At 37.6% G+C, this 24,356-nt stretch carries 22 protein-coding genes; 21 read left to right on the top strand and 1 reads right to left on the bottom strand.

Features of this window, described 5'->3' with window-relative positions:
- Positions 1–22 precede the first annotated feature (22 nt).
- Together P9Q65_RS02725 and P9Q65_RS02720 are read left to right on the top strand one after the other, a co-directional pair.
- Positions 23–2,128, top strand: coding sequence for a methyl-accepting chemotaxis protein (locus tag P9Q65_RS02725; protein ID WP_304507635.1), 2,106 nt, complete (start codon positions 23–25; stop codon positions 2,126–2,128).
- 335 nt (positions 2,129–2,463) lie between these two features.
- Positions 2,464–2,925 carry a flavin reductase family protein gene (locus P9Q65_RS02720; protein WP_304507634.1) on the top strand — a complete coding sequence of 154 codons (462 nt, stop codon included), beginning with the start codon at positions 2,464–2,466 and terminating at the stop codon, positions 2,923–2,925.
- Positions 2,926–3,056: 131 nt separating this feature from the next.
- On the opposite strand, the gene P9Q65_RS02715 is transcribed toward P9Q65_RS02720, so the two are convergent.
- Complete coding sequence (locus tag P9Q65_RS02715; RefSeq protein WP_304507632.1) at positions 3,057–3,938, bottom strand: helix-turn-helix domain-containing protein; 882 nt, start codon at positions 3,936–3,938, stop codon at positions 3,057–3,059.
- Between the two features lie 334 nt (positions 3,939–4,272).
- Here P9Q65_RS02715 and P9Q65_RS02710 point away from each other — a divergent pair, with 334 nt between their 5' ends.
- From P9Q65_RS02710 to P9Q65_RS13365, 19 genes are all read left to right on the top strand, one after another.
- Entirely contained in the window at positions 4,273–4,659 is a 387-nt protein-coding gene (locus P9Q65_RS02710; protein ID WP_304507631.1) for a hypothetical protein, read from the top strand.
- Positions 4,660–4,753: 94 nt separating this feature from the next.
- Positions 4,754–6,082 (top strand): sodium-dependent transporter, encoded by a 1,329-nt coding sequence (locus tag P9Q65_RS02705; protein ID WP_304507630.1) that lies wholly within the window; start codon positions 4,754–4,756, stop codon positions 6,080–6,082.
- A 207-nt stretch (positions 6,083–6,289) separates the two neighbouring features.
- On the top strand, positions 6,290–6,607 hold the full coding sequence (locus tag P9Q65_RS02700) for a (2Fe-2S)-binding protein (RefSeq protein ID WP_304507629.1): 318 nt from the start codon (positions 6,290–6,292) through the stop codon (positions 6,605–6,607).
- On the top strand, positions 6,604–7,719 hold the full coding sequence (locus P9Q65_RS02695; RefSeq protein WP_304507628.1) for an NAD(P)/FAD-dependent oxidoreductase: 1,116 nt from the start codon (positions 6,604–6,606) through the stop codon (positions 7,717–7,719). The genes P9Q65_RS02700 and P9Q65_RS02695 overlap by 4 nt, the downstream gene beginning before the upstream one ends.
- Before the next feature lie 11 nt (positions 7,720–7,730).
- On the top strand, positions 7,731–8,537 hold the full coding sequence (locus tag P9Q65_RS13240) for a (2Fe-2S)-binding protein (protein ID WP_330695157.1): 807 nt from the start codon (positions 7,731–7,733) through the stop codon (positions 8,535–8,537).
- Positions 8,530–9,696, top strand: coding sequence for an NAD(P)/FAD-dependent oxidoreductase (locus P9Q65_RS02685; RefSeq protein WP_304507626.1), 1,167 nt, complete (start codon positions 8,530–8,532; stop codon positions 9,694–9,696). The genes P9Q65_RS13240 and P9Q65_RS02685 overlap by 8 nt, the downstream gene beginning before the upstream one ends.
- A gap of 31 nt (positions 9,697–9,727) precedes the next feature.
- Positions 9,728–10,624 (top strand): 4-hydroxy-tetrahydrodipicolinate synthase, encoded by an 897-nt coding sequence (gene dapA, locus P9Q65_RS02680; RefSeq protein WP_304507625.1) that lies wholly within the window; start codon positions 9,728–9,730, stop codon positions 10,622–10,624.
- 25 nt (positions 10,625–10,649) lie between these two features.
- Positions 10,650–11,441 carry an aspartate/glutamate racemase family protein gene (locus tag P9Q65_RS02675; protein ID WP_304507623.1) on the top strand — a complete coding sequence of 264 codons (792 nt, stop codon included), beginning with the start codon at positions 10,650–10,652 and terminating at the stop codon, positions 11,439–11,441.
- Between the two features lie 40 nt (positions 11,442–11,481).
- Positions 11,482–12,834: an aldehyde dehydrogenase family protein gene (locus tag P9Q65_RS02670; protein WP_304507622.1), complete on the top strand. Its 1,353-nt coding sequence runs from the start codon at positions 11,482–11,484 to the stop codon at positions 12,832–12,834.
- A gap of 320 nt (positions 12,835–13,154) precedes the next feature.
- A complete protein-coding gene (locus P9Q65_RS02665) occupies positions 13,155–13,592 on the top strand; it encodes a hotdog fold domain-containing protein (protein WP_304507620.1) in 438 nt (145 codons plus the stop codon).
- Between the two features lie 307 nt (positions 13,593–13,899).
- A complete protein-coding gene (locus tag P9Q65_RS02660) occupies positions 13,900–15,222 on the top strand; it encodes an MFS transporter (protein WP_304507618.1) in 1,323 nt (440 codons plus the stop codon).
- A 68-nt stretch (positions 15,223–15,290) separates the two neighbouring features.
- Entirely contained in the window at positions 15,291–17,672 is a 2,382-nt protein-coding gene (locus P9Q65_RS02655) for a glycyl radical protein (RefSeq protein ID WP_304507616.1), read from the top strand.
- A gap of 15 nt (positions 17,673–17,687) precedes the next feature.
- A complete protein-coding gene (locus P9Q65_RS02650; protein WP_304507614.1) occupies positions 17,688–18,479 on the top strand; it encodes a glycyl-radical enzyme activating protein in 792 nt (263 codons plus the stop codon).
- A gap of 314 nt (positions 18,480–18,793) precedes the next feature.
- Positions 18,794–19,597 (top strand): pyrroline-5-carboxylate reductase family protein, encoded by an 804-nt coding sequence (locus P9Q65_RS02645; RefSeq protein WP_304507613.1) that lies wholly within the window; start codon positions 18,794–18,796, stop codon positions 19,595–19,597.
- Between the two features lie 82 nt (positions 19,598–19,679).
- Positions 19,680–20,651, top strand: coding sequence for a sugar phosphate isomerase/epimerase family protein (locus tag P9Q65_RS02640; protein WP_304507612.1), 972 nt, complete (start codon positions 19,680–19,682; stop codon positions 20,649–20,651).
- A gap of 188 nt (positions 20,652–20,839) precedes the next feature.
- On the top strand, positions 20,840–22,420 hold the full coding sequence (locus tag P9Q65_RS02635) for a BCCT family transporter (RefSeq protein ID WP_304507611.1): 1,581 nt from the start codon (positions 20,840–20,842) through the stop codon (positions 22,418–22,420).
- 102 nt (positions 22,421–22,522) lie between these two features.
- A complete protein-coding gene (locus P9Q65_RS02630) occupies positions 22,523–23,413 on the top strand; it encodes a LysR family transcriptional regulator (protein WP_304507609.1) in 891 nt (296 codons plus the stop codon).
- 461 nt (positions 23,414–23,874) lie between these two features.
- Entirely contained in the window at positions 23,875–24,108 is a 234-nt protein-coding gene (locus P9Q65_RS02625) for a single-stranded DNA-binding protein (RefSeq protein WP_304507608.1), read from the top strand.
- Positions 24,080–24,208, top strand: a complete 129-nt coding sequence (locus P9Q65_RS13365; RefSeq protein ID WP_442870829.1) for an IS3 family transposase — start codon at positions 24,080–24,082, stop codon at positions 24,206–24,208. The genes P9Q65_RS02625 and P9Q65_RS13365 overlap by 29 nt, the downstream gene beginning before the upstream one ends.
- Positions 24,209–24,356 lie beyond the last annotated feature (148 nt).

The following is a 24,356-nucleotide window of genomic DNA, read 5'->3' as shown; positions in this document are numbered from 1 at the left end:
AAGGAAAAGAGGGGAATTATTAATGTTTGGAAGGATTCGTAAAAAGCAAGAAAATAGAAAAGGGGGCGGGATAGGGATTAAGGGCCTTTTAACTAAATTTTTAGGTTTAGTTGGTGTGCCAATGTTACTTTGTTTTATTGTTGTTGCAATAGTTATTACCAATGTAGTCGGGAAGTCTGTTTCTACTTTAACAAATACTGATTTGGAGAAATCTTCAATTCTCGCTACGGCTCAAGTTGACACCTATTTTTTGAAATATAGGCAAATGTCATTGGCTTTAGCGGCTAACACACAAACTATTGATATTCTCGAGGAAACAAAAGCAGGGGATCACTTTAATACTTCTGAAAGCTACAATAAAGTTTTAAAAACCCTCGATAATATATTTAAAGAATCTGACGCATTAGTTTCTGTATGGGTTAATGACATAGACTCCAGTACCTATATGTTGTCGGGAGGCGTTTTATCGGATGATACTTTCCGAATTACTGAACGGCCTTGGTATAAGGATGCAATGGCGGCGGGGACATTGATTATGACAGAACCTTATACAGATGCAGCATCTAATGAAGAAGTAACAAGTATCATGGCACCTGTATTCGATAGTACGGGAAGTAAAATAATTGGTTTTGCAGGTGCAGATTTTAGTTTGACAAAACTGGAAAGCATTATTAATAAGAATAAGATTGGCGAAAGCGGTTTTTTTATCCTTACAACGAGAGATGGAAAAGTTCTCTGTCATCCTAATTCAAATAACCTTGGCAAAAATATTAAGGACTTAGATATTTCTGAAGATATTTCTGAGGCGTTATCGAAAGGAACCCAAGGTTTTGTTGATTATGTGTTAGAAGGCGAACATGTACATGGTTACATTTCTATTGTTGGAGATACTGGTTGGACTGTTATTTCCGGTCTCCCTGATCTAGAATATAACAAATCCATGAGTGCATTAAACACAACAATGCTTATAATTTTTACCCTTGCCCTATTTGTTTTAGTTTTAATTTTGTTTTTAATGGGAAAAAGTATAATTTCGCCGCTTAAGAAACTTAATGATGTTGCAAATGAGATTGCAGACGGAAACTTAGATGTAAAACTAGAAATTGAAACGCGTGATGAAGTTGGTCAGGTAGCAGAATCGGTTAATAGAATTATTTTGCGTTTGAGAGGATATATTGACTACATAAATGAAATTACTTATGTTCTGGGGACAATGGCCCAAGGAGATATGAGGATTCAGCTTAATCAGGATTATGCAGGGGAATTTGAAGCAATTAAAATAGGTTTAATTGGGATTTCGAAATCTCTTAGCCAAACACTTTCTCAGATTCAGAATTCTGCAGAACAGGTAGACAGTGGTGCTGCTCAAATTTCTACAGCTGCACAGGATCTTGCGGCAGGTTCCACAGAACAAGCAAGTTCGATTCAGGAGCTTTCGGCATCTATCGCAGAGATTTCTGATAAAGCCAATTATAATATGAAGAAGGTTATTTTGGCAACTAATTATATTGTTGAGGCAAATAATAAAGTTGAACAAAGCAATCATCATATGGAAGAAATGCTTACTTCTATGAAAGAAATTAATGATTCCTCAAAAGAAATTCAAAAGATCATTAAGGCAATTGATGATATTGCTTTTCAAACAAATATCCTTGCGCTTAATGCAGCGGTTGAGGCTGCAAGAGCGGGTTCTGCAGGAAAAGGCTTTGCTGTTGTTGCGGAAGAGGTTAGAAACCTTGCGGCACGCTCTGCAGATGCAGCAAAACAAACAGAAGAGCTTATTTTATCATCAATGGAGGTGGTTCGTCATGGTTCTGGAATAACAGAGTCTACTGCTCAAGCTTTGAGGGAAGCAGCAATACATACCGAAAAGGTTCAATCTGTTATTGCTGAAATACAAAATGGTACGCAAGAGCAAGCAAACTTTATTGAACAGGTAAATCATGGTGTTGGGCAAATTTCTTCGGTTATTCAGACGAATGCTGCAACGGCAGAACAAAGTTCTGCTTCCAGTGAAGAGCTTTCCGCACAAGCTACCCTTTTATATGAGGAATCAAATAAGTTTGTTTTGGATGAAGCATATTCAACTGGTTACGATGGAAAAAGTAGCTATGATATAAATGGTTGATATAAAGATTTACAGGATGAAATAACAAATTGATTGTTGACCTAGTTAAGCAAAACTGCAACACTATTTATAAAATTTACTTCTGTAGCCACAACGTGTTGCGTAAGGTGTGGGACTTTATGATAAGAGTATGAGGCTTACATGTATGTACTTTATTAAACTATAAAATGTTGTTGTATCTATATTAGACTAGGTTTGGATAACGGAGTTCTATTTAAAATATGAGCAATATATGCAATCTTTTGAACAAAAAAAGATATAGACAAACAAAGGCAATATTCCTAGAATTATAATAAAAAAGTATTTTTATAAAAAGGATAGAAAGAAGGGTGTATATGTCAAATAAATTAAAATTGATGAATACGATATCACAAGGAATTTATATCATTGGAACAAAGATGAAAGATACATATAATTTTATGACGGCAGCATGGATAACACAAGTATCCTTTTCTCCATGCAAAATTGCAGTCTCTGTTGATAAATCTCGTTATAGCGCTGATTTAATTAAAAAGCAGGGAATATTTACTGTATCAGTATTAACAAAAGGACAAGAAAATGTTGCGAAAGTATGTGGATTTCAGTCAGGGAAGGATGTAAATAAATCTGAACGGGTAAATTACGAATTAAACGAAGAAGGGTTGCCGGTTATAAGAAACTGCGCAGCACAAATGACGTGCAAAGTAGTTGAGACATTTGATGCAGGTGATCATTTTCTGTTTGTAGCGGAAATAGAGAACGGAGAAGTAGGCGAAGCAGAGCCACTGGGGTATGTATCTTCCTCTTATTTTGGTTAATACTAAATAAGAGATAAAATATAAAAATATTACTTAAAGTTAATTGGAGAGGTCCGATTAATATATACAGCTTTAGACATAAGTTTTACTTAAACAAATAAAAGAGTTGTTCCAATAAAGGAACAGCTCTTTTATTTGTTTATTCTCATAGAAATCTTTTTGTATTCCGATGGTGACATACCTGTTGTCTTTTTAAAAGCTCGGAAGAAATTACTATAGTTATCAAATCCCATGGTTTTTGCAACGTCCGCAGCATCATGGGTCAGCAAAATCTTTTTTGCAATTTCAATTTTCTTGTCTAGAATATATTTGCCTAGAGTAAAACCAGTGTACTTTTTAAAAATATGACATAAATAGTATGTGCTAAAATGCAACTCATTCGACAATGATTCTAATGATATTGTATTTTCAATATTAACATCAATAAATTGAATAATGTCAAAAATTAGTGTCATGTGTTTAGAGTTCGCAGTTTTGTTTTTTAAGTCATCATGATAATTTTCAAATATATGAGAAAGTATTAAAAGAATCAATCCTTTTTCGAATATGTCGAAGCCGTTTACGATGTTTGCACCATGAAAGCTTTTAAACAAGCCGATTAATGCGTTGGCTGTATGGTCTTCTAATTGTCTAATAGGGTAAATATTATTTTTATTGCTGAAAATATTTAAAAGATTCGATTCTTGCGATGAGGCAAAATGTATAATATTCGGTGATATATCAAGGCAATATCGATAGCAATTTTTACTGGTAATATCTATTTTATGTTTTTCAAAAAGATTCACCAGTATCAAATTATTGTTATATAATGGATATTCTTGATTTTCTAAAGTGATATATCCTAGGATCTCATTTTTATCATTATTTTTGGCTTGTACCAATTGTACTTCATAAAAATCGTGATACTGCAGATGTTTTCCATAAGCATATTCATACTTGTCATCGTAAAAAAACAAAGTGTATCTTTTTTTACTGGGATAAATATTGTCATGGGATAAGTATTTGGCTTCCATTACAAAGCACCTCTTTTTCTTAAATAGTCCTGTTTGTATTTTCAGCAAAACAAATGAACAATATTTGCAATGTATAAGACAAAAAAAGATATGGACACATGTGGTTATTATTTATAAAATAATAACAAGATTAATCATTATTGCAGTGCGAATTGTTCACATGTTTCTAGTTAAAAATAGTAACAACTGGATTTTAATAAAAATGTTGCACAAACAACATAATTAATAAAAAATGTTGTTGTGAATTTTTTAGATGCTTTTTTTACAATATGTATTCCTTTAAAATCCGGTTTTATTATAAAAAATTTATTTAAGAAAGGAGGTATCTGTTTGCATGTCGAAGGATTTAAAGCTTCAAAAAACAATGAATCAGGAATTTTGTTATAAAAAAGCAAGGAAGAGTGAAGCTTATGCTATGAAGATCCCTGCAAGGCTCATACAAGCAACACTCAGCCCTGGTTTCATTGCTCCATCGATTGAGCGTACTCATTATACAACTGAACCGAAAAAAAATCAAGACTATCTTAAAGTAATATTTCTTGCTGTAAAGATGAGAAATATTTCGTTAAAATTTCAATTGCTGTTAAATAAAAAAGTCGACAAATTAGAAAAAGTGAAATTTAAGTTAATAAAGAATGAGTTGCCTATCATGCGCAATTCTTCGGCATATGTAACAAAACGTGGTGAATGTAATTCCAAGTTTTCAGCGTCAAGGCTATAAGATGCTGTGACATTTCTAATGTCTTTTAGAAAACCCTGATGTAAAAGCAAAAAATATTTTACTTTTAAGAATTAATTTGAAAGGGGAAATGTAAGTGAGTAATTCAAATGCAAATGGAAGAGCAGAAAGTTATGCAGGACGATTTGGTGCCATAATGTCGATGGCAGGTATGTGTGTTGGTATGGGAAATGTATGGCGTTTTCCTTATATGGTTGGACAATATGGTGGAGGTGCCTTCGTTCTTGCTTATTTACTTTGTATTGTTATTGTAGTTGTGCCTCTTGCTATTATGGAATGTGGTATTGGTAAAGGATTTGGCAAAGGTCTTATTGATGTATATTCTGAAACACTACGCAGCAGGAAAGCTGGTAGGGCGGTCGGTGGACTTTTTTCTTTTGGTTATTATTCAATGAACTTTTATTTCTTTTTTATAGTAGGCGCAAGTGTTTTTTTTGCATTTGCTAGTGCAACAAGTATGTGGAATACAGTTCCGGCAGTAGAAATTTATGATAAGTTAACTGCTAACTACGCACTTCTTGCAATAATATCAGTAGTTCTTGTACTTTTTGTAAGTTTTGTTGTTTACAAAGGGGTTGAAAAAGGGATTGAGGCCGTTAGTAAGGTTATGATGCCTCTTATGATTGCATTCCTTTTAATCGCAATTTTATTTGGTGTTTTCTTTATTGATGGCATTGAAGCGGGTTACGAGTTTATGTTCAAACCTGATTTTTCAAAATTACTTAGTTTTGATGTGTGGGTAGCGGCCATGGGTCAGGCATGTTTCTCGGTTGGTGTTGGTGCCGGATGCATCCTTACATACGGAAGTCATTTGAATAAAAAAAGCGATGTAACAATGAATATGCTGACAGTTGCACTCCTTGACACAAGCATTGGTGTACTAGCGGGTATGGCAATTATTCCTGCCTGCATCGCCATGGGGTTGAACCCGGAATCCGGTTCTAAGTTGATTTTCGTTGTACTTCCTTCTCTCTTCGAATTGCTTCCGGCCGGCGCATTGCTTGGGGTACTTGTATTTGTTGCAATATTCTTTGCAGGTATTACTTCAGCGATTGCACAGCTTGAGGTTATTGTGGCATCCTTCATAGGCAGCTTCAACTGGAGCAGATTAAAGACAGTTTTTATTTTTGGCGGTTTGAATGTTATTGCGGCAGTAATAGCGGTTTACAGCACAGCATTTTTCGACTTCTGGAACATGGTATCGGGAAATTATGTGTTTATAGTAAGTGCAGGTGTTGGTGCAATTGTATTCGGCTGGGTATTTGGTGTTGAAAGAATCAGAACGGAATATCTTAATCCGACAAGTGATATTCAGCTTGGAAAATGGTATACATACTTTACAAAATTTGTGGCCATTCCAATTATGCTAATCATGATGCTTAATTCACTATTTCCATTTTTATAATTACTGATAAGTTTTCTTATTAATGCTGTTAAGTTAAGAAGGAGGAAAACAAATATGTCAACAAGTACAATTATTACTTTAACTTTAATAGTTCTTTTGCTTTACGGCAGTGCAGGATATCTTCTTTTTAAATGCATCACTACTGGAGAGAAGCATTCTGAAGAAGAATAATATAAATTTTAACGAAATATAGGAAGGAGCTTTTTTATGAGAGTAGTTTCGCATCCTGTTTTAGGTGAGATGCAAAATATTGAATGGGTAAATATCATTGTGAATGGAAAACCCATGAAGGCAAAAAAAGGCGAAATGATTCTGGCAGCATTGTTGGCGGAGGGGATAATTGTTAACCGTTATACAGCAAAAAAACATGAACCACGTGGGATTTTTTGCGGAATAGGTCAATGCACTGACTGTATGATGGTTGTCAACGGAATCCCTGGTGTTCGTACATGTATTACGCCGGTGGAAGAAGGAATGACAGTAGATGTGCAAGATGGTTTAGGAAGCTGGAGGGGTGACAAATGAAACAATGTGAAATGCTTGTTATAGGTGGTGGCCCAGCCGGACTTTCGGCAGCAATTGAAGCGGCAGAGGCAGGTGTCAAGGTTGTTATTGTTGATGCCAATGAGAAAGCGGGCGGACAGCTTTTTAAACAGATACATAAATTTTTTGGTTCAAGTATGCATCGTGCAGGGATTAGAGGTATGAATATCGGGCAGGAATTGCTTGAGCGCTGTGAGAAACTTGGCGTAGATATATGGCTGAATAGCCTTGTCATTGGTATGTATAAGGATAATGTTGTAGCGATAGATGTGAAAAAGAATCTTACAGAGCATAAGCTAGAAAAAATTCAAGCAAAGAAAATTGTGATTGCTACGGGTGCATCGGAAAATGCAGTTCGTTTTCCCGGCTGGACATTACCCGGAGTAATGGGTGCCGGTGCGGCGCAAACTATGGCTAATTTCCATAGAGTTCTTCCGGGAAAAAAGGTTCTTATGATTGGCTCAGGAAATGTTGGTTTGATTGTTTCCTATCAATTAATGCAAGCAGGTGCTGAAATTGTTGGAATTGTTGAAGCACAGCCCAAAATTAACGGCTATGCCGTGCATGCGTCAAAGCTGACAAGAGAGGGGATTCCTATTTACACTGGCTATACAATTGTGGAGGCTAGCGGGGATGAGAGAGTAAACAAAGCAGTTATTGCTAAAGTGAATCCTGATTGGTCTACAGAACCGGGGACAGAGATCACTTTGGATGTTGATACTATTACCATCGGTGCGGGATTAAAGCCATTAATCGGAATGAGCTACATGGGCAACTGTCATTTGATGAATGATAGATTCTTAGGGGGATGGGCACCATGCCATAATTACAGCATGGAAACGACAACCAAGGATGTTTATGTTGCTGGTGATGCTTCCGGTGTAGAAGAGGCTAACACTGCAATCGAAGAAGGAAAAGTCTGCGGCATTGCAATTGCACAAGCGTTAGGTTATTTAGAAGAAGATAAAGCGGAACAAATGAAAAAAGAGGCGTGGGGACGATTAGCGGGGTTGCGTGAGGGAGCTCATGGCGCAGAACGTACAGCGGCAAAAGAAAGACAGTTACTAGAGTACAAAAAAGTGATGGAAGGTTGAGGTGATGACAGATGAAGTTGAGTGAAACTGGCATTCTGACAAAAGCAGATTTAGTTGAAATGGGACGCTACCCGTCAGAAGAAAGAATGAAAAAAGGCCCTGTTGCAGTGGCTGAATGTGTTCAGGATATCCCTTGCAACCCATGTGAAACTGCTTGTCCTTTTAAAGCAATTCATATTGGAGAAAATATTTCAAATCTTCCCAAAATAGATGTGAATAAATGTAATGGCTGCACCACGTGCGTTTCTGCTTGCTCAGGTCTTGCAATATTTGTGTTGGATAAATCTTATTCTGACAGCTATGGAAAAGTTACTTTTCCTTATGAATATAACCATTCCTTTAAAGTAGATGATATCGTTAAAGCGGCAAACAGAGGCGGGAAACACGTATGCGAAGGAAAAATTTTAAAAATAACAAATACACAAAAGGCAGACAGAACTACCGTTATTACCTTGGAAGTACCGATTGAATATGTTGATGAAGTAAGAAGTATTTATCGTGATAAACAACATCAGTCAAGTAAAGAAGAAATTATGTCAGAAAAATTAGCTGATGATGTTTTGGTTTGCCGCTGTGAAGAAATTACGGCTGGAGAGATCAGAGAGGCAATTCGACAAGGTGCGACGGATATTACGGGTGTCAAATTGCGTACAAGAGCAGGGATGGGGCTGTGCCAGGGACGTACTTGTGAAGCGCTTGTCAACCAAATCATCCGCCAGGAATTAGGAAATAGCCCAGCTGATATTGGATTTTCAACACCAAGAACACCACAACGGCCAGTCACTTTTGGAACATTAGGAGGTGATCTGGATGAATAAGACTTATGATGTTGTAATTGTTGGAGCTGGTGTAATTGGTACAAGTTGTGCATACCATCTTGTAAAAAAGGGCTTTCAAGTTGCGCTTGTTGAAAAAAAGGATCTTGCACGAGAAACATCCAGTCATTGTGATGCCGTAGCTCTTATTCCCGACAAAATGCCCGGCATTGATGCCGCAATGGGCTATGCCAGCATCCAAAGATTCAAAGAGTTGGAAAAAGAATTGAATTATGATTTTGAATTCCACCAAAATGGTAGCTTGCACCTTTGTGAAACGGATCAGGAAATGGAAATTGCAACAAAATATGCAAATGATTTAATTGCAGAAGGCTATGCCATCGATATTTTAAATCCTGAGGAACTTTTGGAGAAAGAACCTTTCCTTGCAACAGATTTAAAAGGTGGTTTGTTTAGCCATGAATGTTGCGGAGTGAATCCCTACAAGCTATGCTTTGCCTTTGTGGATGCGGTTCAAGGAAAAGGTCTAGATGTTTACACACACACAACGGTAACGGATATTAGGCGTGATGCTGATAATAACGTAGTTGGTGTAGAGACAGATAATGGGATTCTTAAGACAAATAAAGTGGTGAATTGTTGTGGTGTTTGGGCACCCGAAATCGGAAAAATGGTTGGAATTGATATTCCTATTAAACCAAGAAAGGGAGTTATTTTAATTTCAGGCGCAGGCTTCCCGATTTGTAAGCAAAAAATTCATGAATTTGGCTATATGGTATCTAAGTTTGACGATATTCAATGCGAAAGAGATCCTGAAGTTGAAAAATATAATGTTGCTTTTACCATCGAACCTTCCGCAGGAAATAACGTACTTATTGGCAGTAGCCGTAACTTTGATGGATATGATGTAGATGCAGAGATTGATATTATTCGTGTAATTGCCAAGAGAGCAGTTCGTTTCTTTCCTATTTTGAAGAATATAAACTGTATCCGTTCTTACGCAGGTGTTAGACCGTTTATCGAAGAACATTTGCCTTTGATTACACATGTGAAAGAAATTCCTGGATATTATATTGCCGCAGGGCATGAAGGGGATGGTATTTCCATGGCACCTTTAACGGGAAGATTGATTTCTGAAATGATTGCAGGCGAAGAACCTTGTATGGATGTTACACCCTTTAGCTTTAGTCGTTACAAATAAAATATTTTTTACATATTAGGAGGAATGAATTATGAGCAAAGCACCAATTGGATTATTTGTACCACTGGTTACCCCATTTCATGCAGATGAAAGCATCAATTTTGATGCATATAAGACCATTATTGATTACACAATCGAAAATGGAATGCATGGAATCTTGGTTGGAGGAAGTACCGGCGAATATCATATGATGTCGTTGGAAGAAAGAAAAGAGCTTATTAAAAAAGGCTGTGAGATTGCCAATGGTAGAGTCCCTGTTATGGCAGGAACGGGGGAATACACAGCAAAAGAAACCATTGAATTGACAAATTATGCAGCTGATTGTGGAGCAAAATGGGGTTTGGTACTGCCGCCATTTTATCAGCAGACAAGTGAAGAAGGCATTTATGAATTCTTCAAAGAAATCGCAGAAGGCTCTAAAATTGGCATTGTAATTTATCATAATCCCGGTCCAACTTGCGTTGAACTCTCTCCTGAATTTATCCGTAGATTGGCATTGATTGATAATATCGTTGCTGTAAAAGAAACCATTGATGAGCGTCATACAAGCCAAACATATGCAGCAGTAAACGATATTCCGGATTTTGCTGTTATGGAGGCGGAAGAACATCTTCTTATGCCCACATATTCACTGGGCTCCAAGAGTGCATTTTCTATTCTTTTTAATCTTTTACCAAAGGAAATGAGAGAGATGTATGATTTGGCAGTTGTTAAAAATGATTTTAGAGCAGCAGCAGAATTGAATCAAAAACTTGTTCCCTTTTATGATTTAATGGAAGCAGAGCCATATCCGGGTCCAGTAAAGGCTGGTTTGGATGCCATTGGTTTACCGGGAGGTATTGTAAGAAAGCCTCTTACACAGCCCAGTGATGAAATAAGAGCAAAAATGCGTGAAGAACTTAAAAAACTTGGTTACAAAGTAAAATAAAGATTCTCGACAGAGGAGGTCTTGTATGAGTAAATATATGGACGGAAGGCGTTATGGTTATTTAACACATGGCAGTGACGGAGGTTTTTACAAAGGGATACAAGGACAACAAGTGGCGGGGTATGCAGTCGGGATTGTATATATAGAAAACATTAATTACCCAATTTTACCGGGAAATGTAGTGAATGCATATACGTATAATTTTCCGGTTAGAATGAAAGCCGTTTCCAATTTAACAAATGATCGCCTTTTTAATAATGATCCTACGATTTTGGATGACATTATTTCGGCGGCGAAATCTATGGTTGAAAACGAAGGGGTAAGAGCCATTTGCAGCGCTTGTGGTTTCTTTGGAAATTATCAGAAGCAAGTTCGTGAGGCAGTTGATGTTCCTGTTGCCATGAGTAGTTTAGTGCAGATACCGTGGATTCAAACATTAATTAAACCGGGACAGAAAATCGGAATCTTAACTGCAAATAAAGACTCTATGACGGATGCGCTTTTAGAGAGTTGCGGAGTGGTAAACAAAGACAATCTTATAATTAAGGATGCTTTAAAGACAAAAGAGTTTGCTACCGTTGTTAATATGAGGGGCTATTTTGATAATAGTATTGCGAAAGAAGAAATTGTAGCACTCGCTCGGGAATTAGTGGAAGAAAATGATGATTTAGGGGCCATTTTGCTGGAATGCAGTGATATGCCACCCTATGCTTATGCGGTGCAGGAAGCGACACAATTACCGGTATTTGATTTTATTACCTTAATTAATTGGCTTCATAATGCAACAACCCAAAGACCATACAACGGTTGGATTTAATTTTATAACTTCAGATAAGAAATAAAAAAGGAGAATGAATATGACTATTCAAGCAAAGATTGATAATGCACGAAAAGCATTCGCTGAGATCAGCGATTATACACAGGAACAAGTTGATCATCTGGTTTATGAAAGCGCAAAGATCATTTATGAAAATGCAGAGCCTCTTGCAAAGATGGCTGTTGATGAAACAAGATTGGGCAAATACGAAGATAAGATTTGCAAAAACACAGATACAGCTGCTGTTTTCTGGGACTATCTGAAAGATAAAAAATCTGTTGGTATCATCAATGAAATCCCCGAGCAGGGCATCATGGAAGTTGCACACCCAGTAGGCGTTGTTGGTGCGATTACGCCTGCAACCAACCCTACCATTACACCATTGGGAAATTTTATGCATGCTTTAAAGGGCAAAAATGCGCTCATCGTTTCACCTGCGCCCCGTGCAGAAAGAACAACAACCAGAACGATTGAATTGATTCGTGAGGTTTTAGAGAAAAACGGTGCACCAAAGGATTTACTTCAAGTGGTTGAAGATACTACAGTAGAAAAGTCTAGAGAGCTGATGGAATTATGCGATTTAGTTGTTGCAACTGGAGGCCCCGGACTGACGAAAGCTGCATACTCAAGCGGAACTCCGGCATATGGCGTAGGCCCCGGTAACCCTCCTGTAATTTTAGATAGAGATTATGACATTGAGACAGCAGCGAAGCTCTCCGTTGTGGCTGTTTCCAGTGATAATGGTATCCTTTGCGACGGCGATAATCTGTTACTCTATCCTCAGGAAAGTGAAGACAAGTTTTTTGATGCTTTAAGAAAAGAAGATGTTGCTTTATATGATAAAAAAGCTGACGTAGATAAGTTCCGAGAGACGTTATTCACAGATGGAAAAGTAAATTCTAATTTATTAGGATTAGATGCACCAGTGCTTGCGAAAGAAGCCGGTTTTACTGTCCCTAATACAACAAAAGTAATTGCAGTTAAAACAGATGGGGTAGGCAAGGAAGATGTTCTGAATAAGGAAATCATGGGGCCTATTGTAGTATTGAAGAGCTATGGCACTTTTGAAGAAGCTGTGGATATTGCAGTTACAAACATGAAAGAATCCGGGGGGATTGGCCATACCGCTGGGCTGTATAGCAATAATCAGGAACATATCAGATATGCCGGTGAAAAATTGCCTGTATCACGTCTGTTAGTGAACCAGCCCACACCGGATGCATGGGGACCTGCAACTAATGGTCTTGCACCTGCGGTTTCTGAAGGCTGTGGTACATGGGGAAATAATATTTTGGCAGGAAATGTAGACTATATCCACCTGATTAATGTATCTAAAATTGCAATGCCCCTTAATGTAAAAGCACCGGATGCTGCGGGCATTTTTAAAAAGTAATAACACCTATTTTTTAGATTAATGGGTCTATGAAAGAACGGAGTGATGAGAAGGATTATGAATAAATCAGAGTTTTTAGCTTATAAGATAAGCGGAATTGATAGGAGGAACCCGAATAGACAGGTTTAATGATAGACATTATTCAAATTCCCTCTCAAAGTGTCATGCCGAAAAATATTTGAAAGATGTCTAGATTAACAAATAAAAAACGGGATTAATAAAAAACTCCTTTCTGAGACAGTTTTCTTTATTACATATTCATAGACCCAAATTGGTACATTGTTTAGTTTGCTGACGAGAATGAAAAGGAGGAAGTAATTATGGTAGGTAAAAAGGTTGTACATCATTTAATGATGAGCGCAAAAGATGCTCACTATACCGGAAATTTAGTAAACGGCGCTAGAATCGTGAATCAGTGGGGTGACGTTGGTACAGAATTAATGGTTTATGTTGATGGTGACATCAGCTTGTTCTTGGGCTACAAAGATATCGAATTCACAGCGCCTGTATATGTTGGTGATTTCATGGAATACCACGGATGGATTGAAAAAGTTGGCAACCAATCCTATACATGTAAATTTGAAGCATGGAAAGTTGCTACAATGGTTGATATCACAAATCCTCAGGATACACGTGCAACAGCTTGTGAACCTCCTGTACTTTGTGGTACTGCAACAGGCAGTTTGTATATTGCAAAGAAAGATCAAAGAGGTCCTCAGGAATCTTCTTTTAAAGACAGAAAGCACCCCGGTGAATAAGAAAGAGTTTAATAATATCAGAGTTTAGATTTTTCATTACTTTAGTGTATGAGCGGACGAATTAATTTCGTCCGCTTTTTGTCCGTTCAGTAGGAAAAGTAGCTAGTATAAATGAAAACAATTGATGAGAAAATTAGTGAAAATGCTGTGTTAAGTGCAAAACTAAATTCATCAAGCAATATCATATGTACTATTTATTTTTCGAATAGCAGTATTTAATTTAGATATTTCCGTTTTTAATAATTAACTGTTAAAATATTGACAAATCAAACGAAAGGAGAAAAGAATGAATATAAAGGAGAAAAAAATGAATATGAATTACAAAGAAGCCCCATTTACGAAATTCCATCTGAAGCTATATGTCTGTACTATTCTAGGCCAGATTGCATGTGGGTATGCTTTGGGTATTGCAGGCACAGCAGTAACACAAGCTCAGGATAAATTGGGGTTAAGCACTTTTTGGGTTGGGTTGTTGGGAGCCGGAACGCTGATCGGACTTGCAGGGAGCCTTGTTGTTGGTAATGTTGCGGATAAAATTGGAAGAAGCAAATTGTTGATGTTAGATATGGCGTTATTTTCTATACTTTCTATTCTTCAACTTTTTACATCAAGTGTCGAAATTTTGATGATTTTGCGTATCTGCATCGGCCTTTGTATTGCTGTGGATTACACAGTAGGGACTACAATTATTTCAGAATGGTTTCCACCTAAGGAGGGACCGATTTATCTGAGCCGATTTATTATTTTCTGGACTTTTGGTTATGTAGCTTCCTTCTTTGCGGGACTAATTATGGGTAATTTATCTACGGATTACCATATTATTTTCGTTACTTCTGTTATTCCGGGTGCACTTGCCGCTATTTCAAGAATTGTTATAGGTGTTCCAGAATCTCCTACATGGCTGGCTACAGTTGGTCGGTTGGATGAGGCAAACAAGATGATTGCGAAAAAACTTGGAGATGAATATTGTGTTGTGGTGGAAGAAAAGAATGAACTAAATGAAAAAGTATCAGTGATGGAATTGTTTAGTTCAAAGTATCGAAAAAACACACTTGTAGGTGGAGCGTTCTATGCATGTCAAGTGTTCCCTTACTTTGGAGTAGGCATCTTTCTTCCTATATTAATTGGTAAATTAAATATGGGGGATGCAAATACATCTAGTATTTTATACGACATTTTCTGTATGAGCGGAGCGTTCATTGGAACCTATCTGTGTAACAGGATTTCCCGAAGACGCTTCCTTGTTTCAACATTTTATATCTCTGCGATTGCGCTAGGCGTGATGATCGTAGGCCGTAACGTACCTATTATTACTGTGGTTTCGTTCTGTGTCTATGCACTGGCTATGTCGATTGCCGTTGTAATGGAAAATCCATATCCGCCGGAATTGTTTGATACTCGTGTGCGAGGTACGGGTGTTGGTATCGTTATCGCTTTCAGTCGAATTGGAGCAGCGGCCGGAACTTTTCTTCTTCCGATTCTCGTAGAAAGCATTGGCGTATATGGTACTTTGGGTGTCTGCTTTGCTATATTGCTTATCGGCGGAGTGATTTGCCAGCTGTTTGCACCAGAAACTTCTTTAAAATATAGTCCTTCGGAAGATACGAATGAGAGCTTAGCTATAGGATAATAGAACAAGTATTTATGGAGTATGGTGCAAATTAAATAAATTGATAAAATTATAAGGAGAAATATATTATGTCAAAAGACTATATGCAAAGAATACAGGCACTGAGAGAAAATTATATGTCTCATCGTGTTGAAATGGATATTCTGGATGCTTACTATGTGACGCAGGGATTTAAAGCCACAGAAGGACAGCCTTGGCAGATTCAGAAAGCTACTGCTATGAAGACTGTATATGAGAATAAACCGATTTTCATTCAGGATAATGAACTTCTAGTTGGTGGTGTAGCATTCAAACCACGTGCGGGAATCCTCAATCCGGATTCTGCCTGCTCTGTTATTGAGAAGGAGCTGGATACCATCAGCACACGTAAATATGATCCTTTTTATCTGTCTGAAGAAAATAAGAAACTTTTCATGGATGAAGTGGCTCCTTATTGGAGAGGCAAATGCGTTCTTGATCGTTGGAATGCAATGATGCCCGAAGATGTAAGAACAATGCGTGACGGTGGCATGCTGTATGTTGATAAAAAATTTGTCCGCGGATATGGTGAAAATACACCTGGCTGGAGAACTCTTCTTGAAAAAGGTATTTCTGGAATTAAGAAAGAAGCTGAAGAAAAACTTGCTGCTCTTGACGATGCAAATGGAGAAGATGTACTGAAACAGATGATTTTCTACAAATCTCTTGTTATCTCAGCAGAGGGAATCATTGCACTTGCTAACCGTCATGCAGATCTGGCTGAAAAAATGGCAGTTGAGGAAACAGATGAGACACGTCATGCAGAACTGTTAAAAATTGCAGAAGTGAACCGTAATGTTCCTGCAAATCCACCTCGTAACTTCTATGAGGCGTTGCAAAGTATGCTTACTTATGAGTTCTGTATCTTTATGGAGCAGAACGCGTCTTCCTACAATTTAGGTCGTATGGATCAGTATCTTATTGATTATTATAATAAAGATATCGCAGATGGCATGCTGACACAAGAGGAGGCCCAGGAACTAATGGACTGTTTCTGGATAAAGATTGCAGAAATGGGACTGTTTCAGGATGGTGAAAGTGCTGCTTTCTCCGCAGGTTACAATATGACTGTTCAGGTTTGCGCTGGAGGTATTGACAAATATGGAAACGATGCTGTGAATGACCTATCCTATATGACGATTCAGGCTACAGAAGATACTGCCTTGAAAGAACCAAACATGACTGTTCGTTACAGCATCTCCAAAAATCCTGATTCCTTCTTGAGAAAAGCGGCAGAGTGCATCCGTATGGGACGTACGATGCCTGCAATCTATCATGATGATGCAGGTATTAAGATGCTTCTGAATAAGGGTATTCCCATGTCGCAGGCATGGGACTGGACTCCATGCGGCTGCGTAGAGACTAATTTGGAAGGCCGTCTGAAATCCTATACTGATATTGGTGAAATCAGCATGGGTGGCGTTGTAGATATGGTTATGAATAACGGAAAGAGCCGTAAGACAGGTGAACAGGTTTCTATTCAGACCGGCGATCCTCGTAATTTCAAAACATTTGATGATTTTATGGTAGCAATCAAAAAACAAATTGATTACTTTGTACATACTATGGCAACCATGAACTCTTATCTGGATTATCTCAGTGAAAATTATCGTCCGGTTGCAGCACTTTCTTTGACATATCCTAACTGTATGAAGGTTGGGAAAGATTACGCGAATGGCGGAGCTGAGTTTAATGTGGGTAATGGAATCAATATCATTGGACAAGCAGACATCATTAATTCTGTGGCGAATGTAAAAAACCTTATTTTCGACGAAAAGAAAGTGACTATGGATGAACTTTGCAAGGCATTGGATGCAAATTTTAAAGGATATGAAGACATCTATAAGATGTGTATGGATGCGCCAAAATACGGCAATGATGATCCGAAGGCTGACTTCTGTGCCGGAGAGATCTATAACTATCTTGTGGATCAGATAGAGAAATATGATTCCCCATTCGGTAAACTGACAGCAGGCATGCTTCCGGTATCTGGTAACGTTCCGATTGGACAAAGCGTAGGAGCACTTCCTTCCGGACGTAAAGCGTGGACACCTCTTGCAGATGGTATCGGTGCTACAGGGGGGACGGATGTAAATGGAGCCACTGCTCTTTTGAAATCTATCAGTAACCTCCCACATGTGCGTTTCACTCAGGGAACACAGATGAATTTAAAGATTGATCCTAAACTCCTTGAAGGCGAGCGTGGACTAAATAATATGATGGTTCTGTTAAAGAGTCAATGTACATTGGATATTTATCATACCCAATATAATATTATCGATCCTGAAATTCTTTTGGATGCCCAGGAGAATCCGGACGATCATAGAGATCTTTTGGTGCGAGTTGCAGGCTATACAGCATTCTTTGTAGAACTTAGTAAGGATATCCAGAATGATATTATTCAGCGTACTGATATTGAAAGCTGGGGTTAAGGGAAGGTTAATAGAATGAACTATCAAAATTATGAAAAGATGGACCTTCAAGGTTCTGTGCTTCGTATTCAAAAAAGTTCTATTTTCGATGGAGATGGACTTCGGACGGTCGTATTTTTGAAAGGATGTCCGCTACGTTGCCAGTGGTGTTCGACTCCGGAAAGTCATCATAAAAGCATTCAGACAACCATAGATGGAAGTATCACTTATGGTTGTATTATGACTGTTGAAGAGGTTATGGTGGAGGTTCGAAAAGATATTCCTTTTTATTTCCATTCAGGTGGTGGGATGACGGTGTCCGGAGGAGAAATTCTTACTCAATCTGAGTTCGCTTATCATTTAGTGCGCCGTGCATGCTGGGAAGGAATTGACACTTGCATTGAAACATCCTTTTATGGGGACTGGAATAAGATTGAGCCTATTCTAAGATGTACAAATACTGCTTTTGTGGATTTGAAACTAATGGATCCAGAAAACCATAAAAAGTATACAGGGGTGCCCAATGATATCATTCTTAGCAATATTCGTAAAGCTGGGTCTAAGAGAAGCAGTATGAAGCTGATTATTCGTAGACCGCTGATTCCAGGGGTGAATGATTCCAAAAAGGATCTGGAGCTCCTTGGAAATTTCCTTGCTGAATTACCGGGTGTGGATCATCTGCAACTATTGCCCTATCACCGTCTTGGAACGGATACTTACCGCAAATTGGGACTTACATATCAGCTTCCCGATATTGAGACTCCTTCAAAAGAGCATATGGAGCAGTGTGCGTGCATTACAAACAAATATGTTAGAACAATAATTTAAGTAGACCATTGCAAAATTGAATATTAAAAAATGTGGATATCTTTTGAACTTTGCTTAAAATCAATGAATCCTAGGGGTTGTTAGTAGTCATGTGTTTTGATTCAGATACCTGCTTAAAAAATATTTAGGTGTTTAATTTTATTGTTTAAAATATGTTTATTCTCCTCCCTATGTTCTATTATTTTGTGCGGTAACGCTTATTATTTCATAGTGGAGGAAAATATAAAAGCCTAATGGCTAAAAGTTAATTAAATCAACGCTTGCGGAATTCCCCAAGCGACTAAAACAAATTTAAGAGAAAGGTGAGAACAATTATGTTACGTTATGGATTTATTGCTGCTGGAAATATTATTCGTGCAATGCACAGAGGAGCAGAACTGAAAGAGGGGTATAATCCTTCAGAAATTGGTGTTTACGATATTAATGAAGATGTACGTAAAGATTATGCCTCCAAGGGTTATGTAACATTTGATAGCATGAAAGAGCTGGTTGATAATTCAGAAATGCTGGTTCTCGGAGTAACACCTAAGGTTGTCGGATTCATCATTGATGAGTTGAAAGCATGCTATAGACCGGGACAGCTGATGTTAACAGTAGTAACTGGTGTTGAGCAGCCTTGGTATAAAGAACATCTTGGCAAGAACTGCAAGGTTGTGATTTGCATGCCTAACATGAGTTCACAGGTAGGAGAAGGTGCATTTGCGGTATCACGTAATGAAAACTGCACGGATGAAGATGTAGAGAATGTTACAGCAATTCTTAGATCATGTGGTCTTGTGGAAGAGATTCCGGACGGTATGATGGCTGAAATACTTCCTTTTAATGGTTCGACACCTGGATTCATTTATCATATCTCCAACTTAATGGTAAAAGAAGCAGAAAAGTTAGGCCTGAATTCTGACTCAGCAATTCGTTTATTTGCTCAGACAGTTAAGGGAAGTGCGGAAATGATCCTTTCTTCCGATATCAGTCTGAAAGATCTTGAAACTGCACTTAGATTGCCTGGTGGTGCTACGGTAACAGCATTGGAAAAAATTGAATCTATGGGATTTGATGTAATATTTGAAGAGTTTGTAAAAGTTTCAGTTGATCACTGCAAGAAACTCGGAAATCAATAATTAATAAAAATAAACCAATCATAAGTTGTACTTAAGTCAGATTCAGTGTAAAATAAAATTTCCAAAATAAAGGAGAAAAAACATGATTAAGAATCACGATAGAAAATTTAAAATTGGAATGCATAGTTATACGCTGCACCTTTCTGGTTTTGGCGAGAGTTGGGGCTTTCAAGAATTTGGGGAACATCATGCATTTGAACAGGTAGCAACATTTAAAGATTTGGTAAACATTGCATCAGAAGTTGGACTGGATGTTCTTCATATCACTTTGGTAGATATCCAGAATGACACATCAGACGAACATTTGGCAGAGTGCCGTAAAATTGCTGAGGATGCAGGTATTGAACTTGAGCTTAACGTTTCTTTCAATGCTCCTTCTGATCCTCGTGTAAATTGCAATGTTGTAGATTCCTTACATATTGCACATAAATTAGGATGTAACCTTGTGAAGTACAGCACAGATGTAGAGCATCCGGAGAAATCTTCTCACTCTTGCTTAGCACCTTCTGTTATGGCACAGCTGGTTGAAGTTTATAATCAGTTCCATGATAATATTGCACTTATTGATAAATATGGTATGAAAATTGCAATCGAGAACCATTGTGATTTGTTCGCAGATGAAGTAATCTGGCTGGTTGAACAGCTGAATCATCCGCTGATAGGTGCATGCTGTGATACGATTAATTCATTAATGGTTATGGAAGGTATTGCAGATTGTGTTCGTAAAATGGCACCATATTGTTATTGTGTACATTTCTGTGATAATAGAGTATTTGCAGACCCTGATGGAACACATTCACTTGGTACAGCAATCGGAGCGGGAAATGTTGACTGCAAAGCTATCATGGACATTTTGAGAGAAGAAGCACCAGACGGTCTGGATACCATTGATCTTGAAATCGAATTACCTCTTTCTGGTTATACTATTGAAGAAGGTCGAGAGTTAGAACTGAAGGGGTTACGTGAGTCTATTGAATATATGTATAAAGAATTAGGAATCGGTTACAATCCTGCAAAGATCTACGGCGATAGTAATTACTTTTTGAACAAATAAGTCGGTGGGAAATTTAGTGTAAATTGAACTGAGCTGTTAAGCATGATTGGGTAATCGATTAAAACTCGCATACCTGATCATGCTGTTTTATTTTATAAAAATAATCTAGAACAGAAAAATATACAGGTAAGGAGCAAGTCTATGAAGATTGGAAGGATTGTTATACCGAAAATAAGGAAGAGAAGTGTATGAAGAAAAGAAAATATGTTAAGGGAAGTATTCATAAAGAGGTTTTGGGAGTAGTAGGCACTTTACTTATTATAGAAATAGTATTGGGAGTATTTTTTACAGATGCATTTGGCGCAGTCATGTCTAAGATGATATATTTTGTTGGAGATAATTTTGGCTGGTGGATTGATATGTGTGCCGTGATGGCAGTTGTTTTGGGGATTTGTTATGTTATCTTTCGCTATGGGGATATACGTATTGGTGGAGAGGATGCAAAACCAGAATATTCTACGTGGCAGTGGTTTTCTATTTCAATCTGTGGGGGCATTGGATGTGGACTTCTATTCTGGGCCATGGGAGAGCCGATTTATCATTTCGTAAATCCTCCGGCGGCTATAGGCATTCAATCACAGAGCAGAGAAGCAGCGATTTTTGCAGTAGGACAGACTATGTTTGATTGGTCTTTTGTGCAGTATTTTATTTATACAATCCCGGCAGTGGTTTTTGCATTACTTGCATATAATTGTAAGCGACCACTTTCTTTCAGAGCGCTTGTTACAGAGATTACGGGAAAAGACAGAATATGGCTGACAACACTCCTTCACATCTGCTGTGGCTACGCGGTGGCAAGTGGGGTATCTAATTCAATGGCAGCAGGGCTGTTGCAGATCAGCGGAGGGCTTAATGCGATCTTTGGCATACCACAGAACAAGCAGATTTATTTGTTTATCACAGTTTTTGTGGGAACTTTTTTCATTCTATCCTGTCTGACCGGAATTAATAAGGGACTCACCTATGTCTCATGGGCATGCATGCTCTGTTTTCTTGGTTTGATGCTTTATGTTATCATTGTCGGTGATGCGCAGTTTATCGGAAAACTTGGAATGGAGTCTTTTGGTAATATTATGGACAATTTTTTTGGCAAAATTACATATAACAATGCATTGATCGAGCACGATCAGTGGGCAAATGAGTGGCCTATCACTTTCTGGAATTCCTTCTTTATTTACGCACCGGTTATGGGAATGTTTCTGGCAAGAATGGGAAAAGGAAGGACCGTGCGCGAGTTTATGCTGGTGGAGATTCTTGTACCTTCTCTTTTCTGCTGTCTGTTCATTGCTGTTTTTTCCAGTACCATAATACAGATGCAGGTCAGTGGTGCGGTTGATGTATGGGCAAATGTTCAGGAACTTGGTATGCAGACAGCTCTGTATCAGGTACTGGGCGAAATGCATGGAGGTAGGATCGTTCAATTCGTATTCTTGATAGCAGTATGCCTATCGTTCGTAACGTTGGCAGATCCCAACACTTCTGCCATGGCAACTCTTTGTGTACATGAACAGCCGATTGATGACGAACCGCCAAAAATGGTTAAGATTATTATAGGTATAGTAGTTTCCATAGTGGCCTACCTGCTGGTTATTTCCGGTGGTGTGAATGCCGTCAAGGGTCTTTTAAATATAGGTGGTCTGCTAATGACAATACCTACGGTTTGGCTTTTCGTAAGTCTTCCCAAGATAGGTGGAAAGTTGTTGAAATGCAAGAAGCAGCTGCTTGATGAGGAAATGGAAAAGCATTTGGAAGGAGATGTTTTTTTGTAGTGCAACTAGAGGGGTATCGTATTGTGAACGTTCAATTTATATGATATAGTAAAAAACATAGTTTCAAGGATTTATTTTCAATAAAAATCTATGGAGGCTACTATGACTTTATTACAGCTCAAATATTTTATTTCAGTTGCTGAAACAGGAAATTTTACTCACGCAGCAAAAGAAGTCTATACATCCCAACCAACAATAAGTCGGCAGATACAGTTGTTGGAGGAAGAATTAGGCTACGCTCTTTTCAATCGAAATAGTAAACCAATCCGCCTTACTGAGCCTGGACAAATATTATATGAAGGTGTGAAGGAAGCAATTACGGACATAAATTATACGCTTGATATGGCAGAAATTGCTTCGGAAGGGAAAAGCGGTTCATTATCTATTTCTTTTCAATCCGGTTATTATTCTGAATATATGTTTTTTCCTATCATTAATGAACTTCGTGAAACATGGTCATCACTACAGATACGATGTAATAAATTATTTTCATGGGAGCAAATCAAAGCACTTAAAAATGAAAGCGTAGATATTGCTATTGGTCTTGATTTTCCTCATTGGGAAAAATCAAGTTTTACTGTCATACCATTGAAAAAAGTAGAAACTCTAATTGTTATGTCTAAACATCATAGGTTAGCAAATAAAAAATCCCTAGAATATAATGATCTCTGTGGAGAAACATTTTTTCTTACTGCACCAAATGGATATCAGGTGGACAAAATTTTCAAAGACCGTTTTGATCTTACAAATGTTCATCAGGTTGAAGTAACTTCATCAGAAATCGCTTACTTCAAGGTATTATCGGATAATGGACTCACTATTTCAAATCCAGATGATCCAACATTGTTAAATAGTCCACACTATCACTCTATAAAGTTTGATTCCGAATACTCTGACTCTTATGTTTGTGTAGTTAATCTGGATAATAAAAATCCTGTAATAAAACTTTTTTTGGACTTAATTAATAGATATTGTATTGAAACAGAAAAATAAATTATATGATAGGTGGAACCGAGCCTACTTTTATTCAGATTCTTGCGATTGTGAAAAGAACAGGGCGACTTATCGTAAGGACTAAGCTTTTGTATAAATTATAATGTTTTCCTTCGGATATTTTCTTTTGGAAAAATGAATGGAATCGATCATACTTATTGCAAACATTTTTAACGGCTGTATAGAGGGTCTAACATTAGTATTTGATGTGTTGGAAAATACTATAAGTAGATATTAAATTAGGAGTAGGGTGTCTTCCCTGCTCCTATGAACGAAATGCCAAAACTAAAGCTTTCGATATAGTTGAGGGTTTTGGGTTTGGCATTTTATATACATTATTTTTAAACATTCTGTAAAATTATGTATAATACACTGATTTGCTGTTGAATATTATTTGGAAAAGATATACAATTATACCAACAATATTGTTTTTATTGTTGTTCTATTTAGGAGGCATAATTGTGCTGTCGGTTAATGAATTATTGGATATTGCAAAGAGTAAAATTATAAACCTTAAGGCAGGTGAAATTTTCCTAGTTCGTGATTTATTTAAAGGTTACCAATGGAATAGAATTTCTCGTAGCGACCGACTCCTCCTGGGCACTTTATTCCTCAACTATATCAAGTATGATAATATAGGATTTGTCCCGAGCAGAAGCAACTTTTATGATTATAAAGATCGAGTTTGTACGTAACCAAACGTTTTCAAATCTATATGAATTAAAGTATAAGTTGGCAGACTATGTGAATTGGGGTTTAACAATTATCGGATTCATTCCTCTCTGGGATATCTAGCCCCACGAGAATGCCGGATGAGTACCCTTAAAAAAGTTGTCTAAATAACTGTTGACAATCCAAAATATCCCTAATAACTGCATTGTTGCCGGAGTACCAGCAAAAATTATAAAGATACTAGAAGAAGATATGGAAAGGGGACATAAAA

It is taken from the genome of Anaerotignum sp., assembly GCF_030625865.1.
Taxonomy (GTDB): domain Bacteria; phylum Bacillota; class Clostridia; order Lachnospirales; family Anaerotignaceae; genus Chakrabartyella.
Note: the sequence above shows the minus strand (reverse complement) of the source record. Positions and strands in the feature narration are given on the sequence as shown.

What these genes read in the sequence shown, in the direction of transcription:
- P9Q65_RS02700 (WP_304507629.1), top strand. Translation starts at nt 6,290, where the DNA reads ATGAGAGTAGTTTCGCATCCTGTTTTAGGTGAGATGCAAAATATTGAA.
- P9Q65_RS02665 (WP_304507620.1), top strand. Translation starts at nt 13,155, where the DNA reads ATGGTAGGTAAAAAGGTTGTACATCATTTAATGATGAGCGCAAAAGAT.
- P9Q65_RS02685 (WP_304507626.1), top strand. Translation starts at nt 8,530, where the DNA reads ATGAATAAGACTTATGATGTTGTAATTGTTGGAGCTGGTGTAATTGGT.
- P9Q65_RS02640 (WP_304507612.1), top strand. Translation starts at nt 19,680, where the DNA reads ATGATTAAGAATCACGATAGAAAATTTAAAATTGGAATGCATAGTTAT.
- P9Q65_RS02720 (WP_304507634.1), top strand. Translation starts at nt 2,464, where the DNA reads ATGTCAAATAAATTAAAATTGATGAATACGATATCACAAGGAATTTAT.
- P9Q65_RS02715 (WP_304507632.1), bottom strand. Translation starts at nt 3,938, where the DNA reads ATGGAAGCCAAATACTTATCCCATGACAATATTTATCCCAGTAAAAAA.
- P9Q65_RS02650 (WP_304507614.1), top strand. Translation starts at nt 17,688, where the DNA reads ATGAACTATCAAAATTATGAAAAGATGGACCTTCAAGGTTCTGTGCTT.
- dapA (WP_304507625.1), top strand. Translation starts at nt 9,728, where the DNA reads ATGAGCAAAGCACCAATTGGATTATTTGTACCACTGGTTACCCCATTT.
- P9Q65_RS02630 (WP_304507609.1), top strand. Translation starts at nt 22,523, where the DNA reads ATGACTTTATTACAGCTCAAATATTTTATTTCAGTTGCTGAAACAGGA.
- P9Q65_RS02645 (WP_304507613.1), top strand. Translation starts at nt 18,794, where the DNA reads ATGTTACGTTATGGATTTATTGCTGCTGGAAATATTATTCGTGCAATG.
- P9Q65_RS02725 (WP_304507635.1), top strand. Translation starts at nt 23, where the DNA reads ATGTTTGGAAGGATTCGTAAAAAGCAAGAAAATAGAAAAGGGGGCGGG.
- P9Q65_RS13240 (WP_330695157.1), top strand. Translation starts at nt 7,731, where the DNA reads ATGAAGTTGAGTGAAACTGGCATTCTGACAAAAGCAGATTTAGTTGAA.
- P9Q65_RS13365 (WP_442870829.1), top strand. Translation starts at nt 24,080, where the DNA reads ATGATTATAAAGATCGAGTTTGTACGTAACCAAACGTTTTCAAATCTA.
- P9Q65_RS02695 (WP_304507628.1), top strand. Translation starts at nt 6,604, where the DNA reads ATGAAACAATGTGAAATGCTTGTTATAGGTGGTGGCCCAGCCGGACTT.
- P9Q65_RS02710 (WP_304507631.1), top strand. Translation starts at nt 4,273, where the DNA reads ATGTCGAAGGATTTAAAGCTTCAAAAAACAATGAATCAGGAATTTTGT.
- P9Q65_RS02655 (WP_304507616.1), top strand. Translation starts at nt 15,291, where the DNA reads ATGTCAAAAGACTATATGCAAAGAATACAGGCACTGAGAGAAAATTAT.
- P9Q65_RS02660 (WP_304507618.1), top strand. Translation starts at nt 13,900, where the DNA reads ATGAATATGAATTACAAAGAAGCCCCATTTACGAAATTCCATCTGAAG.
- P9Q65_RS02635 (WP_304507611.1), top strand. Translation starts at nt 20,840, where the DNA reads ATGAAGAAAAGAAAATATGTTAAGGGAAGTATTCATAAAGAGGTTTTG.
- P9Q65_RS02670 (WP_304507622.1), top strand. Translation starts at nt 11,482, where the DNA reads ATGACTATTCAAGCAAAGATTGATAATGCACGAAAAGCATTCGCTGAG.
- P9Q65_RS02675 (WP_304507623.1), top strand. Translation starts at nt 10,650, where the DNA reads ATGAGTAAATATATGGACGGAAGGCGTTATGGTTATTTAACACATGGC.